The sequence below is a fragment of the Streptomyces sp. NPDC030893 genome (assembly GCF_055571535.1).
Map to the genome: position 1 here is coordinate 233,275 of NZ_JBVIFC010000004.1, position 17,137 is coordinate 250,411.

At 71.0% G+C, this 17,137-nt stretch carries 14 protein-coding genes; 8 read left to right on the forward strand and 6 right to left on the reverse strand.

Annotated features, from left to right (window positions below):
* Positions 1–2 precede the first annotated feature (2 nt).
* From ACZ434_RS10870 to ACZ434_RS10905, 8 genes are all read left to right on the forward strand, one after another.
* A complete protein-coding gene (locus tag ACZ434_RS10870) occupies positions 3–1,064 on the forward strand; it encodes a carbohydrate ABC transporter permease (protein ID WP_468454042.1) in 1,062 nt (353 codons plus the stop codon).
* A complete protein-coding gene (locus ACZ434_RS10875) occupies positions 1,061–1,969 on the forward strand; it encodes a carbohydrate ABC transporter permease (protein ID WP_468454044.1) in 909 nt (302 codons plus the stop codon). Before ACZ434_RS10870 ends, ACZ434_RS10875 begins: the two co-directional genes overlap by 4 nt.
* 228 nt (positions 1,970–2,197) lie before the next feature.
* On the forward strand, positions 2,198–3,409 hold the full coding sequence (locus tag ACZ434_RS10880; protein ID WP_468454046.1) for an ROK family transcriptional regulator: 1,212 nt from the start codon (positions 2,198–2,200) through the stop codon (positions 3,407–3,409).
* Positions 3,410–3,529: 120 nt separating this feature from the next.
* A complete protein-coding gene (locus ACZ434_RS10885; protein WP_468454048.1) occupies positions 3,530–4,642 on the forward strand; it encodes an ABC transporter substrate-binding protein in 1,113 nt (370 codons plus the stop codon).
* Between the two features lie 180 nt (positions 4,643–4,822).
* A complete protein-coding gene (locus tag ACZ434_RS10890; RefSeq protein ID WP_037940698.1) occupies positions 4,823–5,614 on the forward strand; it encodes an ATP-binding cassette domain-containing protein in 792 nt (263 codons plus the stop codon).
* Positions 5,611–6,924: a sugar ABC transporter permease gene (locus ACZ434_RS10895; RefSeq protein WP_468454051.1), complete on the forward strand. Its 1,314-nt coding sequence runs from the start codon at positions 5,611–5,613 to the stop codon at positions 6,922–6,924. The genes ACZ434_RS10890 and ACZ434_RS10895 overlap by 4 nt, the downstream gene beginning before the upstream one ends.
* Before the next feature lie 242 nt (positions 6,925–7,166).
* Entirely contained in the window at positions 7,167–9,098 is a 1,932-nt protein-coding gene (gene dxs, locus ACZ434_RS10900) for a 1-deoxy-D-xylulose-5-phosphate synthase (protein WP_468454525.1), read from the forward strand.
* A 148-nt stretch (positions 9,099–9,246) separates the two neighbouring features.
* Positions 9,247–10,773, forward strand: coding sequence for an amino acid permease (locus ACZ434_RS10905; RefSeq protein ID WP_468454053.1), 1,527 nt, complete (start codon positions 9,247–9,249; stop codon positions 10,771–10,773).
* 214 nt (positions 10,774–10,987) lie between these two features.
* Here ACZ434_RS10905 and ACZ434_RS10910 read toward each other — a convergent pair whose 3' ends face one another.
* From ACZ434_RS10910 to ACZ434_RS10935, 6 genes are read right to left on the reverse strand one after another with little or no spacing between them, the layout of a single operon-like run.
* Positions 10,988–12,211: a beta-ketoacyl-[acyl-carrier-protein] synthase family protein gene (locus ACZ434_RS10910; protein WP_468454055.1), complete on the reverse strand. Its 1,224-nt coding sequence runs from the start codon at positions 12,209–12,211 to the stop codon at positions 10,988–10,990.
* Positions 12,208–12,468 carry an acyl carrier protein gene (locus tag ACZ434_RS10915; RefSeq protein WP_468454057.1) on the reverse strand — a complete coding sequence of 87 codons (261 nt, stop codon included), beginning with the start codon at positions 12,466–12,468 and terminating at the stop codon, positions 12,208–12,210. The genes ACZ434_RS10910 and ACZ434_RS10915 overlap by 4 nt, the downstream gene beginning before the upstream one ends.
* Complete coding sequence (locus ACZ434_RS10920; RefSeq protein WP_468454059.1) at positions 12,432–13,478, reverse strand: NAD-dependent epimerase/dehydratase family protein; 1,047 nt, start codon at positions 13,476–13,478, stop codon at positions 12,432–12,434. Before ACZ434_RS10920 ends, ACZ434_RS10915 begins: the two co-directional genes overlap by 37 nt.
* Positions 13,475–15,055, reverse strand: a complete 1,581-nt coding sequence (locus tag ACZ434_RS10925) for an AMP-binding protein (RefSeq protein ID WP_468454061.1) — start codon at positions 15,053–15,055, stop codon at positions 13,475–13,477. Before ACZ434_RS10925 ends, ACZ434_RS10920 begins: the two co-directional genes overlap by 4 nt.
* Positions 15,052–15,993, reverse strand: coding sequence for an alpha/beta fold hydrolase (locus ACZ434_RS10930; RefSeq protein WP_468454063.1), 942 nt, complete (start codon positions 15,991–15,993; stop codon positions 15,052–15,054). The genes ACZ434_RS10925 and ACZ434_RS10930 overlap by 4 nt, the downstream gene beginning before the upstream one ends.
* A complete protein-coding gene (locus ACZ434_RS10935) occupies positions 15,990–17,012 on the reverse strand; it encodes a 3-oxoacyl-ACP synthase III family protein (protein ID WP_468454065.1) in 1,023 nt (340 codons plus the stop codon). Before ACZ434_RS10935 ends, ACZ434_RS10930 begins: the two co-directional genes overlap by 4 nt.
* Between the last annotated feature and the right edge of the window lie 125 nt (positions 17,013–17,137).

A 17,137-nucleotide genomic window follows, 5' to 3' on the forward strand; every position in this document is an offset into this window, starting at 1 on the left:
CGATGAAGGATTCGATCCCCACTGCCGAAACCGCGAGCCGCCGGCCCGAGCCGGCCGCTCGCGGCGGGCGGCCACGACGCCGCAAGCTCACGTTCGACCGGGTGACGTTCTTCCTCGCGTTCCTCGGTGTCCCGCTGGCCATCTTCGTGATCTTCGTCCTGATCCCGTTCGGCCAGGCGATCTTCTGGGCGATGACCGACTGGCGCGGCTTCAGCCCGGACTACAACTTCGTCGGCTTCGACAACTTCACGAAGATGTTCCAGGACGACGTCTTCCTGAAGGCGTTGCGCAACGTCGCCCTCCTCGCGGCCTTCGTACCGCTGGTGACGCTGACGCTCGCCCTCGGGGTCGCCGTGGCCATCACCCTGGGAGGGCCGAGCAAGGGCCCCGTCCGAGGGATCCGGGGAGCGTCGTTCTACCGGATCATCTCGTTCTTCCCCTACGTCGTGCCGGCGATCATCGTCGGTCTGATCTGGGCGCAGATGTACGACCCGAACGCCGGCCTGCTCAACGGCGTCCTCACCGGCCTCGGCCTCGACCAGTTCGACACGTTCGCGTGGCTGGGCGAGAAGGCGACGGCGATGCCGGCCGTGATGTTCGTCATCATCTGGGGGCTCGTCGGGTTCTACGCGGTGCTCTTCATCGCCGCGATCAAGGGCGTTCCCGCCGAGCTGTACGAGGCGGCGAGGATCGACGGGGCCGGCCGGTTCCGCACCACGGTCTCGATCACCTTGCCGGCGATCCGGGACAGCGTGCAGACGGCGTACATCTACCTGGGCATCGCCGCCCTCGACGCGTTCGTCTACGTCCAGGCGATGGTGCCGAACGGCGGCCCGGACAACTCCACCCTGACCATCAGCCAGCGTCTGTTCAACGTCGCTTTCGCCAAGCAGCAGTTCGGCTACGCCACCGCGATGGGCGTCGTCCTCGCCGTCGTCACCCTGGTGTTCGCGGCGCTGGTGTTCCTCGTCAACCGCCTCACGGGCGGCGGCGAGGGCGAGAGCAAGAGGAAAGCACCTGGGTCCAGCGCTCGGCGTGCCGCAGCCGAGGGAGGTGCCCGGTGAGCGTCATTGCCGCCGACCGGAAGCCGGCCAGTGACCGGAAACCGGCGAGCGACCGGAAGTTGACGCGCGTCGCCGCGAGCAGCGACCGCAGATTCGCGGCGATCTCGCACGCCCTGCTGATCCTGTGGTCCGTGATCGTGATCGTGCCCATGCTGTGGGTGCTGATGTCGTCGTTCAAATCGACCGGCGAGATCCTTTCGTCGCCCTTCTCTCTGCCGGACAAGTGGCGGATCGAGAACTACGCGAACGCGTGGACCGACGCGAACATCGGGAAGTACTTCCTGAATTCCGTGATCGTCGTGGTCTCGGCACTGATCCTGGTGATGCTGCTCGGCGCGATGTGCGCCTATGTTCTCGCCCGGTTCGAGTTCCCCGGCCGCCGGCTGATCTACTACGTGATGCTCGCCGGCCTGACCTTCCCGGTCTTCCTGGCGATCGTTCCGCTCTTCTTCCAGTTGCAGAACTTCGGGCTGCTGAACACGCGTCCCGGACTGATCCTCACCTATGTCGCGTTCGCGCTGCCGTTCACGATGTTCTTCCTCTATTCGTTCTTCCGGTCGCTGCCGCACGACGTGTACGAGGCCGCGCTGATCGACGGTGCCGGGGACTGGCGGGCGTTCTTCCAGGTGATGCTGCCGATGGCCCGTCCGGGCATGGCGGCGGTGGCGATCTTCAACTTCCTGGGCCTGTGGAACCAGTTCCTGCTGCCGGTGGCGCTCAACACCGACCAGGACAAGTGGGTCCTCACCCAGGGCATGGCCGCCTACGCGTCCTCGCAAGTCTACGACATCGACTACGGCGCGCTGTTCGCGGCGATCGTGATCACGGTGGTACCCGTACTGATCGTGTACTGCGTCTTCCAGCGGCGGATCGCCGGTTCGGTGTCACAGGGAACCTTCCGCTGACGCCCACCGTCGCTCCACCCGTCGTACGCAGGGGTCCGGCCCCGGAGAGACAACTCTCCGGGGCCGGACCCCTGTGACGCACCGTCGGTAGTCGGCCGGACACGGCCTGGAACCGATTTCTGTCAAGGTCTTGACGGCACTGGGCGATTCAGCGGAGTTTGGACTTCATAACTTGTACAAGGCCTCGTCACCCAAGGTGACGCGGGCCAGGGATGAGGGTGAGAGTCAATGGAGACTCCGGGGTCGCAGTCGTCGCTGCACCGAGCCAACCTGGAGCGGGTCGTCCGAGCGGTACGTCTGGCGGGCTCACTGACCCAGGCGGAGATCGCGAGGACGACCGGCCTGTCCGCGGCCACGGTCTCCAACATCGTCCGGGAACTGAAGGAGCACGGAACGGTCGAGGTCACCCCCACCTCGTCGGGCGGACGCCGGGCCCGCAGCGTCTCGCTGAGCGGGGACGCCGGCATCGTCATCGGGATCGACTTCGGCCACACCCACCTGCGGGTCGCCGTGGGCAACCTCGCCCACCAGGTGCTGGCCGAGGAGTCCGAGCCGCTGGACGTGGACGCCTCCTCGACCCAGGGCTTCGACCGGGCGGAACAGCTGGTCGGCCGGCTGATCGACGCGACCGGCGTGGACCGGTCCAAGGTCGCCGGGGTCGGCGTCGGCGTACCCGGCCCGATCGACGTGGAGTCCGGCACGCTGGGCTCCACCGCGATCCTGCCGGGCTGGACCGGCGCCAAGCCCGCCGAGGAGCTGCGGGCACGGCTCGGCGTGCCGGTGCACGTGGACAACGACGCCAACCTCGGCGCCCTCGGCGAGATGGTCTGGGGCAGCGGCCGGGGCGTGCGCGACCTGGCCTACATCAAGGTGGCCAGCGGCGTCGGCGCGGGCCTGGTGATCAGCGGCAAGATCTACCGAGGGCCGGGCGGCACCGCGGGTGAGATAGGGCACATTACACTCGACGAGTCCGGCCCCGTGTGCCGCTGCGGCAACCGCGGCTGCCTGGAGACCTTCACGGCCGCGCGCTATGTGCTCCCGCTGCTCCAGCCCGGCCACGGCACCGACCTGACGATGGAGGGCGTCGTCAGGCTGGCACGGGACGGTGACCCGGGCTGTCGTCGGGTGATCGCCGACGTCGGCCGCCACATCGGCAGTGGAGTCGCCAATCTCTGCAACCTGTTGAACCCGAGCCGGGTGGTGCTCGGCGGTGATCTCGCCGAGGCCGGTGAGCTGGTGCTCGGGCCGATCCGGGAGTCCGTGGGCCGCTATGCGATCCCCAGCGCGGCACGCCAACTCTCCGTTCTCCCAGGGGCACTTGGGGGCCGTGCGGAGGTGCTCGGAGCGCTCGCCCTCGCACTGGGCGAGATGGGCGATTCGACCCTTCTGGACGGTACTGCGACAGGGTCGCTCACCGCGGCCGGCGCTGCCTTCACTTAGAGAACGGATGGCACCGTTGCCATCTCGTTAAGGATTTACTTCTTGACGTCGCACGTGTGGCCGAGTTGACTTCCAGCCACCTCGGCCGCAACGACGCGGCCTCGTCAGGGAGGTTTCTGAATGAACACGCGTATGCGTCGTGTTGCCTTTGCCGTCGCGGCCGGTGCGATGGCCGTCTCGCTCGCCGCTTGTGGCAGCGCCGCCGAGTCCGGCGACAAGAAGGACTCCGGCGACTCCGCCGCCAAGGGTGACGACATCAAGGTCGGTCTGCTCCTTCCGGAGAACCAGACCGCGCGGTACGAGAAGCTCGACAAGCCCTTGATCGAGAAGAAGGTCAAGGAGCTCACGAACAACAAGGGCGAGGTTGTCTACAACAACGCCAAGCAGGACGCCAGCCTGCAGAACCAGCAGGTCGAGACGATGATCACCAACAAGGTGGACGTGATCGTCCTCGACGCGGTGGACTCCAAGGCCATCGCCGGCTCGGTGAAGAAGGCCAAGGACGCCGGCATCCCGGTCGTCGCCTACGACCGCCTCGCCGAGGGCCCGATCGACGCCTACACGTCGTTCGACAACGTGACCGTCGGCAAGACCCAGGGCCAGGCCCTGCTGGACGCGCTGGGCGACAAGGCCAAGGACGGCCAGATCGTCATGATGAACGGGTCCGCCACCGACCCGAACGCCGCCATGTTCAAGGAGGGCGCGCACTCCGTCCTCGACGGCAAGGTGAACATCGGCCGCGAGTACGACACCAAGGAGTGGAAGCCGGAGAACGCCAACGCCAACATGGAAGGCGCCATCTCGGCGATCGGCAAGGACAAGATCATCGGTGTCTACTCCGCCAACGACGGCATGGCGGGCGGCATCATCACCGCGCTGAAGGCCGCCGGCATCGCCGACGTCCCGGTCACCGGCCAGGACGCCGAACTCGCGGGCGTGCAGCGCATCGTCACCGGTGAGCAGCACATGAGCGTCTACAAGCCCTACCCGCAGGAGGCCGAGGTCGCCGCGGAGATGGCCGTCCTGCTCGCCCAGGGCAAGTCCCTGGACTCCATCGCCAAGGACAAGGTCGACAGCCCCACCACCAAGGGTGTCCCCTCCGTGATCGTCCCCGTGGTCTCGCTGACCCAGGAGAACATCAACGACACGGTGATCAAGGACGGCATCTACACCGTCCAGGAGATCTGCACGGACAAGTACAAGGCCGCCTGCGACAAGATCGGCCTCAAGTAAGCAGTCCCCACGTCCCGTGACACACGAGGGAGTCCGCACGCCGGACTCCCTTCCGGGACCGACTGCCACGCGCTTCCGCCGGCGCCCCGCACACATCAGCCCCGCAAGCTACGCGGGGCGCCGGACGGAACACCCCCCAATCCTCTGCACAACCTCCCGCCGGGTCAGGCGGCGAAGGAGATGGTTCACGTGTCCGCTACGCCCGTGCTGGCGTTGCGCGGGGTCTCCAAGCGGTTCGGTGCCGTCCAGGCGCTCACCGACGTAGAGCTTGAGGTCCACGCCGGTGAGGTGGTCGCCCTGGTGGGCGACAACGGTGCCGGAAAGTCCACGCTGGTCAAGACGATCGCCGGCGTGCATCCCATCGATGAGGGCGTCATCGAGTGGGACGGCAAAGCCGTCCAGATCAACCGCCCGCACGACGCCCAGAACCTGGGCATCGCGACGGTCTACCAGGACCTCGCGCTGTGCGACAACATCGATGTCGTCGGCAACCTCTACCTGGGCCGGGAGCTCCGCAGGCGCGGCGTCCTGGACGAGGTGGAGATGGAGCGCCGCTCCCGCGAGCTCCTCGACACCCTGTCGATCCGCATCCCCAGCGTCCGGATCCCGATCGCCTCCCTCTCCGGAGGCCAGCGGCAGGTCGTGGCCATCGCCCGGTCCATGCTCGGCGAGCCCAAGCTGGTGATCCTCGACGAGCCCACCGCCGCCCTCGGCGTCGAGCAGACCGCGCAGGTCCTGGACCTGGTCGAGCGGCTGCGCGAGCGCGGTCACGCGGTCATCCTCATCAGCCACAACATGGCCGATGTGAAGGCCGTGGCGGACAAGGTCGCCGTCCTGCGCCTCGGGCGCAACAACGGCGTCTTCGAGGTCAAGTCGACCTCGCAGGAAGAGATCATCTCCGCCATCACGGGCGCCACGGACAACGCCGTGACCCGTCGTGCGGCGCGCACCAATGGGGAGATCAAGAAGTGAGCACCGAAAAGACCTCCGCCTCCGCCTCCGCCTCCGCCTCCGCCTCCGCCGAGGACCACGCCGTGGAGAACCCCGAGGCCGCCGCCGCGGTCACCGTGGTCGACCCCCGACTGCTGGTCCGCGAACAGGGCTTCAAGGGCTACTGGAACGAGTTCAAGCGGAAGATGAAGGCCGGTGACCTCGGCTCCATCCCCGTCGTGGTCGGCCTGCTGATCATCTGGGGCATCTTCACCGGCCTGAACCCCAACTTCCTCACCGCCGGCAACTTCTCCGACATGTCCGTCGCCATGGTCGGCACGGGCATGATCGCCGTCGGTATCGTCTTCGTCCTGCTGCTCGGCGAGATCGACCTGTCGGTCGGCTCGGTCAGCGGTGTCGCGGGCGCCGCCTTCGCGGTCATGAGCGTCACCCACGGGATGAACGAGATCCTGGCCCTGGTGCTGGCGATCCTCACCGGCACGGTGGCCGGCGCCATCCACGGCTTCATCTTCGCCCGCATCGGCGTCCCCGCCTTCGCCGTGACCCTCGCCGGACTGCTGTTCTGGCAGGGCTTCATGCTCCAGATCCTGGGTGCCAACGGCACCATCAACCTCGACTCCGAGGGCCTGGTCGTCAAGCTGACCAGCTACTACTTCAGCGATGTGGCCGCCGCCTACGGCCTGGCGATCGTCGTGACCGCGGGCTACTTCCTCACCGCGTTCTTCGACAACCGCCGCCGCGAGGCCGCCGGAGTGCCCTCCCGGCCGCTGAACGAGATCATCGTGCGGACCGTGCTGCTCGCGGTGCTGGCGTTCGCCGCCGCGATCGTCTTCAACCAGTACAAGGGCCTGCCGCTGGCCGTGGTGATCTTCCTGGCCTTCCTGGTCCTCACCGACTTCGTGCTGCGCCGCACCTCCTACGGCCGCAAGGTCTTCGCGCTCGGCGGCAGCGTCGAGGCGTCCCGCCGCGCGGGCATCAACGTGGAGATGGTCCGCATCTCGGTCTTCGCGATCGCCGGTACCTTCGCCGCGATCGGCGGCCTGTTCGTCGCCTCGAAGATCGCCTCCGCCAACCAGGGCGCGGGCACGGGTGAGTTCCTGATGAACGTCATCGCCGCGGCCGTCATCGGTGGTACGTCGCTCTTCGGCGGCCGTGGCCGCACGTGGGACGCGCTGCTCGGTGTGATGGTGATCATCTCGATCACCTACGGTCTGGCGCTGGAGGGCATCGCGTCGCCGGTGCAGTACATGATCACCGGTGGTGTGCTGCTGGCGACCGTCGTCATCGACGCGGTCACCCGGAAGACGCAGAAGACGGCCGGGCGGGCGTAGGTCGTCCGGTGCGGCCCGGCTGTGGCCGGTCGCGCCCACGCGGCGGAGCCGCTTATCGGCCGAGCCCGCGCCCCTGACGTACGTCGCTGTTGCCCGGTGCCTTTCAGGTGCCGGGCAACACTGCCGTGTTTGTGGGTACCGCTCATCGGGTGATGTATGACGCACCGCCCGGAGACCGATCGGTCGAGCGGAACATTAGACTCGACCCGCCCGGCAAACAGCTCTACTGCAAGGAGGCACGGGTGCCGTTGCTGACCCGCATCAGGGGACCGCGCGATCTGGACCGGCTCGGCCCGGAGGAGCTCGACCGGCTGGCCGGGGAGATCCGGACCTTCCTCGTCGACGCGGTCTCCAAGACCGGCGGCCACCTCGGCCCCAACCTCGGCGTGGTGGAGCTCACCATCGCCCTGCACCGCGTCTTCGAGTCGCCGAAGGACAAGGTGCTCTGGGACACCGGCCACCAGTCCTACGTGCACAAGCTGCTGACCGGCCGGCAGGACTTCTCCAGGCTCAAGATGAAGGGCGGCCTCTCCGGCTACCCCTCGCAGGGGGAGTCCGAGCACGACGTCATCGAGAACAGCCACGCCTCCACCGTCCTCGGCTGGGCCGACGGCATCGCCAAGGCCAACCAGATCATGAAGCGCGACAGCCACGTCGTCGCCGTCATCGGCGACGGCGCGCTCACCGGCGGCATGGCCTGGGAGGCGCTGAACAACATCGCCGACGCCAAGGACCGCCCGCTCGTCATCGTCGTCAACGACAACGAGCGCTCCTACTCGCCCACCATCGGCGGCCTCGCCAACCACCTCGCGACCCTGCGCACCACCGACGGCTACGAGCGCTTCCTGACCCGCACCAAGGACCTCCTGGAGCGCACCCCGGTCGTCGGCAAGCCCCTCTTCGACACGCTGCACGGCGCCAAGAAGGGCCTGAAGGACTTCATCGCCCCGCAGGGCATGTTCGAGGACCTCGGCCTGAAGTACGTCGGCCCCATCGACGGCCACGACATCGAGGCCCTGGAGTCCGCGCTGACCCGCGCCAAGCGCTTCGGCGGCCCGGTCATCGTGCACTGCCTCACCGAGAAGGGCCGCGGCTACCAGCCCGCCCTCCAGGACGAGGCCGACCGCTTCCACGCCGTCGGCAAGATCCACCCCGACACGGGCCTGCCGATCGCCAGCTCCGGCGCCGACTGGACCAGCGTCTTCGGCGAGGAGATGGTGAAGCTCGGCGAGGAGCGCGAGGACATCGTCGCCATCACCGCCGCCATGCTCCAGCCGGTCGGCCTCGACAAGTTCGCCAAGCGCTTCCCCGAGCGGGTCTACGACGTCGGCATCGCCGAGCAGCACGGCGCCGTCTCCGCGGCCGGCCTCGCCCACGCCGGCGTGCACCCCGTCTTCGCCGTGTACGCCACCTTCCTCAACCGCGCCTTCGACCAGGTGCTGATGGACGTGGCCCTGCACAAGTGCGGTGTGACGTTCGTGCTCGACCGGGCCGGTGTCACCGGCACCGACGGCGCCTCCCACAACGGCATGTGGGACATGTCGATCCTCCAGGTCGTCCCCGGCCTGCGGCTCGCCGCCCCGCGCGACGCCGACCAGGTCCGCGCCCAGCTGCGCGAGGCCACCGCCGTCGAGGACGCCCCCACCGTGGTGCGCTTCTCCAAGGGCGCCGTCGGCCCTGCCGTGCCCGCCGTGGGCCGCGTCGGCGGCATGGACGTCCTGCGCGAGCCGGGCACGGACGCGCCCGACGTGCTGCTGGTCTCCGTGGGGGCGCTCGCGCCGATGTGCCTGGAGATCGCCGCGCTGCTGGACCGGCAGGGCATCTCCACCACCGTCGTCGACCCGCGCTGGGTCAAGCCGGTCGACGAGGCGATGGCCCCGCTCGCCGAGAAGCACCGCGTCGTCGTCACCGTCGAGGACAACTCCCGCGTCGGCGGCGTCGGCTCGACGATCGCCCAGGCGCTGCGCGACGCCGGCGTGGACGTCCCCCTGCGCGACTTCGGCATCCCGCCGCGCTTCCTCGACCACGCCTCGCGCGCCGAGGTGCTGGCGGAGATCGGCCTGACCGCGCCCGACATCGCCCGTCAGGTCACCGGCCTGGTGGCGAAGCTCGACGGGAAGTACGAGCGCTCCTCCGCGGACGCCGTCGACTCGGTGCAGCCGGCCCGCGACTGACGTCGCCCACGCGTCGCCCGGACGGGCCGCCCGTGCCACTGTGAAGAGTGGCGCGCGCGGCCCGTCTGCGTGAAAGAGCCCGCGCCGGGGCATACGAGCTACGCCCCCTCTCGATCATGTCGAGGACGACAAGCGTGGGAGGTTACCCGTGACAAGCCCCCTCTTCCGGACGAAGAAGGTCGAACAGTCCATCCGTGACACGGAGGAACCCGAGCACGCGCTCAAGAAATCCCTGTCGGCGCTGGACCTCACCGTCTTCGGCGTCGGTGTCATCATCGGCACCGGCATCTTCGTCCTCACCGGTACGGTCGCCAAGGACAACGCCGGACCGGCCACGGCCCTGGCCTTCGTGGTGGCCGGTGTCGTCTGCGCGCTCGCCGCGCTCTGCTACGCCGAGTTCGCCTCCACCGTGCCGGTGGCGGGCTCCGCCTATACGTTCTCGTACGCATCCCTGGGCGAGCTGCCCGCGTGGATCATCGGCTGGGACCTGGTCCTGGAGTTCGCGCTCGGCACGGCGGTGGTGGCCGTCGGCTGGTCGGGCTACATCCAGTCGCTCATGGACAACGCGGGCTGGCAGATGCCCGCGGTGCTCGGCAGCCGCGAGGGCTCCGACGTCTTCGGCTTCGACATCCTCGCCGCCGCCCTGGTGCTGGTCCTCACCGGCATCCTCGTCCTCGGCATGAAGCTGTCCGCCCGCGTCACCTCACTGGTCGTCGCCATCAAGGTCACCGTGGTCCTCGTCGTCATCATCGCGGGGGCCTTCTTCATCACCGCGGACAACTACGACCCGTTCATCCCGGAGTCCAAGCCCGTGCCGGCCGGGCAGAGCCTCGACTCCCCGCTCATCCAGCTCATGTTCGGCTGGGCCCCGGCCAACTTCGGCGTGATGGGCATCTTCACCGCCGCCTCGGTGGTGTTCTTCGCCTTCATCGGCTTCGACATCGTCGCCACGGCGGCCGAGGAGACCAGGAACCCGCAGCGCGACATGCCCCGCGGCATCCTCGGCTCCCTGTTCATCTGCACCGTGCTGTACGTGCTGGTGTCGATCGTCGTCACCGGTATGCAGCACTACAGCGAACTGTCCGTGGACGCGCCACTCGCGGACGCCTTTAAGGCCACCGGGCATCCGTGGTTCGCGGGCTTCATCAGCTTCGGGGCCGCCGTCGGCCTGACGACCGTCTGCATGATCCTGCTGCTCGGCCAGACCCGGGTCTTCTTCGCGATGAGCCGCGACGGACTGCTGCCGAGGTTCTTCTCCCGGGTCCACCCCCGGTTCCGGACCCCGCACCGGCCGACCATCCTGCTCGGTGTCGCCATCGCGATCCTCGCCGGCTTCACCCCGCTGAACGAGCTCGCCGCGCTGGTGAACATCGGCACCCTGTTCGCCTTCGTCATCGTCGCGATCAGCGTGATCATCCTCCGCAGGACCCGGCCCGACCTGCACCGGGCGTTCCGCACCCCCTGGGTGCCGGTGCTGCCGATCGTGTCGGTCGCCGCCTCCCTGTGGCTGATGCTGAACCTGCCCGCCGAGACCTGGGTCCGTTTCGGGGTCTGGATGGCGATCGGCGTCGTCGTCTACTTCCTCTACAGCCGCACCCACAGCCGTATGGCCAAGGGCGAGGACGCGGAACCCGGGGCGCCGCTCGGACCGTCCGGCGGCCCGGACCCCCGCTGAACCCGCGCGCCGGGCGTCCCTCCCGCCCGGCGGGCTCCCCGGGCGGCCGTGTCCCACGGCGGGGTGCGGGGGATCGAGCACTCGGCGTTTCCGGTACGAGGACCGTGGCGATCCCGGCACGGGCGGCAGCCGCGAAGCGCCGAGCCGGGTCGAGTGCCCGGCCCGCGGACCCCTGCACCCGGATGCCCCGCGCGGCCTGGCGGGATGCCGTCCCTCAGGCTCGGGCCAGGACGAGGACGACGTTGTGCCCGCCGAAGCCGAAGGAGTGGCTGACGGCGACACGCACGTCCTGGCGGCGGGGCTCCTTGGTGACGCAATCGATGTCGAACCCCGGCGCCGGGGCGTCCAGGTTCGCGACCGGCGGCACCGTGCCGTGCTGAAGGGTGAGCACGGTCAGCGCCGCCTCCACGGCGCCCGCCGCGCCCAGGCTGTGGCCGAGCACGCCTTTGGCCGCGGTGACACTGGGCCGATGCGGCAGGACCCGGGCGATCAGGGCCGCCTCACCGGCGTCGCCCAGCAGTGTCGAGGTGCCGTGGGTGTTCACGTGGTCCACGTCGTGCGGAGCCAGCCCGGCGTCCGCCAGGGCGGTGCGCAGGGCGGCCTCCGCGCCCCGGCCGTCCGGGGCGGGCGCGGTGGGGTGGTGGGCGTCCGAGGTGCTGCCGCAGCCCAACAGCCTGGCGCGCACGCGCGCACCGCGGGCGGCCGCGTCCCCGGCCCGTTCCAGGACGACGACACCCGCGCCCTCCGCCATGACGAAGCCGTCACGGTCGGCGGCGAAGGGCCGTGACGCGCCGGCGGGGTCGCCGGTGCGCCCGGAGAGGGTGCCCGCGCGCCGGAACGCGGTGACCGCGAGCGGGGTGACGGCGGATTCGGTGGCCCCGGCCACCGCAATGTCGCACCGGCCCAGGAGCAGGAGGTCGCGGGCGACCGCGACGGCGGTGGCACCGGTGGCACAGGCGGTGGCGGGGGCCAGCCCGGGGCCGCGGGCTCCCAGGTCGATGGAGACCTCGCCGGCCGCCATGTTCGGGATCAGCTGCGGAGCGGTGAGCGCCGAGACCATGTCGGCCCCCAGCTCCCGCAGCCGCCTCCCCTGCTCCTCGCGTTCCGCGTCCGCCCCCATCCCGCAGCCGATGACGACGGCGACCCGGTCCCCGTGCCACGTCCGGGGGCCGAGCCCGGCGTCGCGCACCGCCTCACGGGCGGCGAGCACCGCCAGCACGGCGTTGCGCGACATGCGCCAGGAGGTGCGCCCGGCGCGCCGGTCCAGGTCCTCGCGGGACAGGGGGACGCGGCAGGAGAAGTCCACGGGCAGTCCGGCCAGCGCCGGATCGTGGGAGGCGGTCCCGGCCCCGCGGCAGACGCCGTCCCAGGTGGCGTCGGCGCTCTCCCCGGCGGGGGTCAGCATGCCGAGGCCGGTGACGGCGACGGCGTCCGTCACGGTGTGCTCACCGCTCCCGTGCCGTCGGCGCGCAGCGCGTCGAGATGGTCGGCGATCTGCGCGAGGGTCGTGCCGCGGGAGACGTACTCGTTGCCGATCCGCACCCCGAGGCGTTCGTGGACGATGAGCACCAGCTCCGTCAGGGCGAGGGAGTCCAGGTCCAGTTGGCCCAGGGTGAGCTCGGGCCGGATCTCGTCCTCGGGGACGCGGAAGGCGCCGGTCAGGATGGAGCGGAGGGTGTCGTAGGCGGACGGCACGGTGTCTCCTCGCTGGTGTCGGGGGCGGGTGGGGCGAGCCGGGTGAGTTCCGCGACACCGTCGTCGAAGCCGACCGGCGGCTCGAAGCCGAGGTCGCGGCGGGCTGCGGTGAGGTCGAACCAGTGCGGGTGCAGCAGCTCCGCGACCAGGAAGCGGCTCAGGGCGTGGGTGCGGCGGCTGCGGGCCGCGCGCAGCACGGTCTCGGCGGCGGCGGCCCCGGCGGTGGCGAGCCGCGGCGGCAGGGCGCACCAGCGGGCGTCGATCCCGGCGGCCCGCAGGAAGTGCCGGGTGATCTCGCGCAGCGGCCGGGGGTCGCCCTGGGCGATGAAGTAGGCGCGCCCGCCCGCCTCCGGTGACTGCCGCAGCCGGTCCAGTGCCAGCAGATGGGCGTGGGCGGCGGTACGGACATGGGTGGTGTCGACGAGGTTGCCGCCGTCGCCGGGCATCGGCAGCCGGCCGGCCCGTACGGCCCGCGCGAGGGCGGGGGCGAAATGGGGGTCGCCCGGCCCCCAGATGATGTGCGGTCGCAGGGAGACGGTGGCCAGTTCCGGGCCGTGGGCGGAGAGCACCAGAGCCTCGGCGCGGGCCTTGGTGGCGGGGTAGGCGGCCAGGTGGCAGGGGACGGGCGGAAGGCCTTCGCGGACGCCCTCCAGACCGCCGGGACGGAAGACGACGCTGGCGGTCGAGGTGTAGAGGAGGGTGCGCACGCCGTGGGCGCGGCACTGCTCGATCACCCGGCGGGTGCCGACGACGTTGGTGCGCCAGTAGGGCCGCGGCGGGCCGCTGACGCCCGCGAGCGCGGCGTTGTGGACGACCGCGTCGCATCCGGCGACGGCCCGGGAGACCGCGCCGGCGTCGGCGAGATCGCCCAGGTGCTGCCGGACGCCCAGCCGTTCCAGCGCGGTGCTGGGGCGCCGGGCCAGGGAGGAGACGACGACGCCGCGTGCCGTCAACTGCCGGCAGATCTCCCGGCCGAGGAAGCCGCTGCCCCCGGTGACCAGTACGTTCATCGTGTCCTCCCGCGCAGGCGCCGCGCGGCCCAGCCGGCCAGCCGCATGCGGTCGATCTTGGAGTTGTGCCGGGGGTCGGTGGGGAAGCCGGTGCGGATCAGCAGGGCGCCGACGCGGTGTCCCTCCGGATGGTCCATCAGGACGGCGCGTACGGCCGCCAGGGCGGCGGCGCGGGGGGTGAGGGGCAGCGGTTCCACACAGAGCACGGGCAGTTGGCACACGGCGGGGCCGACACCGACCAGGGCGGTGCGCCGGATGCCCGGGGCGGTGTCCGCCGCCGCCTCGATGTCCTCGGTGGCCAGGGTGAATCCGGTGCCGGTGACCAGGTGGGCCTTGCGGCCGGCGAACCACAGCCGGCCCTCGTCGTCGAGCCGGCCGAGGTCCCCGGTGCGGTGCAGCACACCGTGGCCGGTGGCGGTCTTGGCGGCGGCGTCGGCGTCGGGACGCGCGTGGTAGGCGGGGCTGACGGTGGGACCGGTGACGGCGATCTCCCCGAGCCCGGTGGCGTCGGCGTCCAGGATCCGGGCGCGGATGCCGGGCAGGGGCCGGCCCAGGCAGGTGCCGGCGTGCCCGGTGGGCGGCCGGAGGCGGGTGGCCCGCAGGTCGTGGTCGGCGATGGCCGACACGGGCAGGCACTCGGTGGCACCGTAGACGCTGAGGATCTCGGCGTCGTCCGGCACGGCCCCGCGCAGGGCGTCGGCGAGGCGGACCCGCAGCGGGGCGCCGAAGGACAGGATCTGCCGGACCGAGGGCAGGGTGATGCCGCGGCGGGAACAGTGGCGGGCGATCAGGGTGAGCACGGCGGGCGACGCCAGGACGACGGTGGCCCGGTGCCGCAGGATCGGCCCGACGAGTTCCCCGGGTGACGTGCGCGCCGGGGCCAGGTGGTTCACGGCCGGGACCACGGTCGTCATGCCCAGCAGCGGACCGAGCAGCGCGACCGGGAGGAATCCGGCGAGGAGTACGTCGTCGGGGCGGGGGCCCATCAGGGTCGTCAGCGCGTCGAGCTGTCCGGCCAGGGTGGCGTGGCGGTACTCCGCGCCCTTGGGCCGCCCGGTGGAGCCGGAGGTGAAGGCGACGAGCGCCGGCTCGTCGTCACCGGCCGCCCGCACCTCCTGGGCGAGGGCGTCGTCGCCGGCCGGGGTCCGGGTGGCCAGCCGCCGGACCCCGGGAAGCGGTACCGGGCCGGTGACCAGGGAGATCCGGACATGGGCGCGGCCCCAGCCCAGGGCGCGTCGTCCGAGGTGGGCCAGCGGCTCCCCGACGAAGACGTCCGGGACGACGTCCTCCAGGCAGCGGCCCACCTCGGCGCGCGGTTCGATCAGCACCGGCACGGCGCCGAGCAGCCCGAGGGCGTAGGAGACGGCGGTGAGATCGTGGGCGTCGCGGGTCATCACGACCGCCTTGTGGCCGGCCCGGACACCCGCGTCGTGCAGGGCACGGGCGATGTGGTGGCAGCGTCGCACCAGTGCGCCGCGCGAGGTCGTACGGGAGGACCCCTCGCGGCATTCGACGAGGGCGACGGCGTCCGGCCGGTCGGCCATGCGCGCGGCGATGGGGGGAAGAGACGCGGTCATGGGGCTCCCTGGAGGAAGTCGCGGATGAGATCGCCCAGTTCGGCGGCGGCGTCCTCCATCACGAAGTGCCCGGCGTCGGGGAAGCGGTGCACGGCGGCGTGCGGATGACGGCGGACCCACTCCTCCAGCAGCACCGGGGTGAAGACGGGGTCGCGCATGCCCCAGCCGATGAGCAGCGGCAGTTCCGACAGGCCTCCTCCGCCGCCCGGGGGTTCGAGCAGCCGCCACGCCGGATCCGCGGGGCCGCGGGGGATGGCGCGGACGGCGTCGGTGACCGCCCCGCGTTCCGTGCGGCGGGCCAAGGGCCGCAGACAGGCCCGGCGCTCGGCGGTGAGCAGGGGGCGCCGCACCCCGGCGCGTACGGCGACGCGGGCGAACGCGTTGGTGGCGTGGACGAGTTCGGCGACCGGACGGTGGTCGCGGATCCACCGCAGGTAGAACGGCAGCCGGAAGCCGTCCGGGAAGGGGAAGGCCACGGTGTTGCAGACGACCGCCCGGGCCACCACGCCCGGGTTGCGCAGGGCCCAGGCGACGCCGAGCGGGCCGCCCCAGTCGTGCAGCACGAACGTCCAGCCGCGCTCGGGCAGCCCCGCGTCCCGCACCAGGTGCCGGTACAGGATGTCCAGGCCCTCCAGCTGGGCCTCGTACGGGTCCGGCACCCCGTCCGCCGGGCGCAGCCGCCGGGACAGCCCGAAGCCCGGCAGGTCCGGGGCCACACAGCGGGCGTGCGGGGAGAGCCGGTGCAGCAGCGCGCGCCACACGTAGCTCCACGACGGGTTGCCGTGCAGGAACAGCACCGGCGGGCCGGAACCGAGGTCGAGGTAGTGCTGGCCGGTGAGCGGCACCCGCCGCCAGTGCCGGGGCGCGGGATAGCCCGGCAGCAGCCGTGCCAGGGCGGCGGAATCCGGTGCCGGGGTCTGCCCGGCTCGTGCGGTCACCACCGGACGAGAGCCAGGCCGAAGCTGAAACCGCTGGCCAGACCGATCATCGCGACCAGGTCGCCGCTCTCGACGCGGTCCGCCTCCCGCGCCTTGACCAGTTGGAGGGGCAGGGAGGCCGCCGCGCAGTTCCCGTGCTCGGCCACCGCGGGCAGGCACCGGTCCTCGGGCAGCGAGAACCCTTCGACCATCTCGCGGTACTGCGGCATGGCGATCTGGTGGAAGGCGACGAAGGCGGCGGAACGCGCCGTCTCCAGCTCGGCCCCGGAGGTGTCCAGGATGCGCGGGAGGACGTCGATCATGCTCTGGCGCAGATCCCCGTTCAGCCGCAGTGTGGTGTGGTCGTCGTGCACGGAGAGGTGGTGCATGCTGCCCCCGCCGGCCACGGTGCAGGCCTCCCAGGCGGCGGAGTTGCTGACGAACCGCAGGGACAGGATTCCGGGATCGCCGTCACCGGCGGGGCCCGCGGTGAGCACCATCGCGGCGCCGGCGTCGGAGGCGGTGTAGCCGGGCAGCGCCCTCAACAGGTCCTCCCGCTCGGGCAGATGCCAGCGGGTGGCCAGGGTGGAGGGTTCACCGCAGGCGATGAGGACCGTGCGGTAGCGGCCGGTCTCGATGAACGAGGCGGCCACCTCCATGGCGTTGAGGAAGCTGTTGCAGGCGTTCTTGATGTCGAACACCGGGCAGGAGGCGCCCAGTTTGGCGGCCACGATGTGGGACGTGGCGGGTTCGACCAGGTCCTGCGCGGTCGAGGCGAACAGCAGCAGACCGACGTCGCCGATCTTCAGGCCGGCCTGGTCGAGCGCGCGCCGGGCGGCCTTCACGGCGAGGTCGGAGGAGTTTTCGCCGTCCTCGTGCACATGGACTCCGCGCACGCCGGTGAGATCCTCCAGCAGACCGGGCGGCGGAGCGTACCCGCCCGTCTCGGCGATCTTGACGCGAATGTTGTCCAAGGTCCGGTAGCGGGACGGAAGATGAGCCGAAACGGCGGCGATGCGGGCACGGAGGGCATGGGGCACCGCGTCACCGTAGCGGCGCCACGACCACCGGCGGACCGGAATGCCGTCTGTACGACGATATCCACCCCAACGGGTGATGACCCCTGGCTTTTTCACCACTCGACCCCTTTCAATCCGCAGCAGGG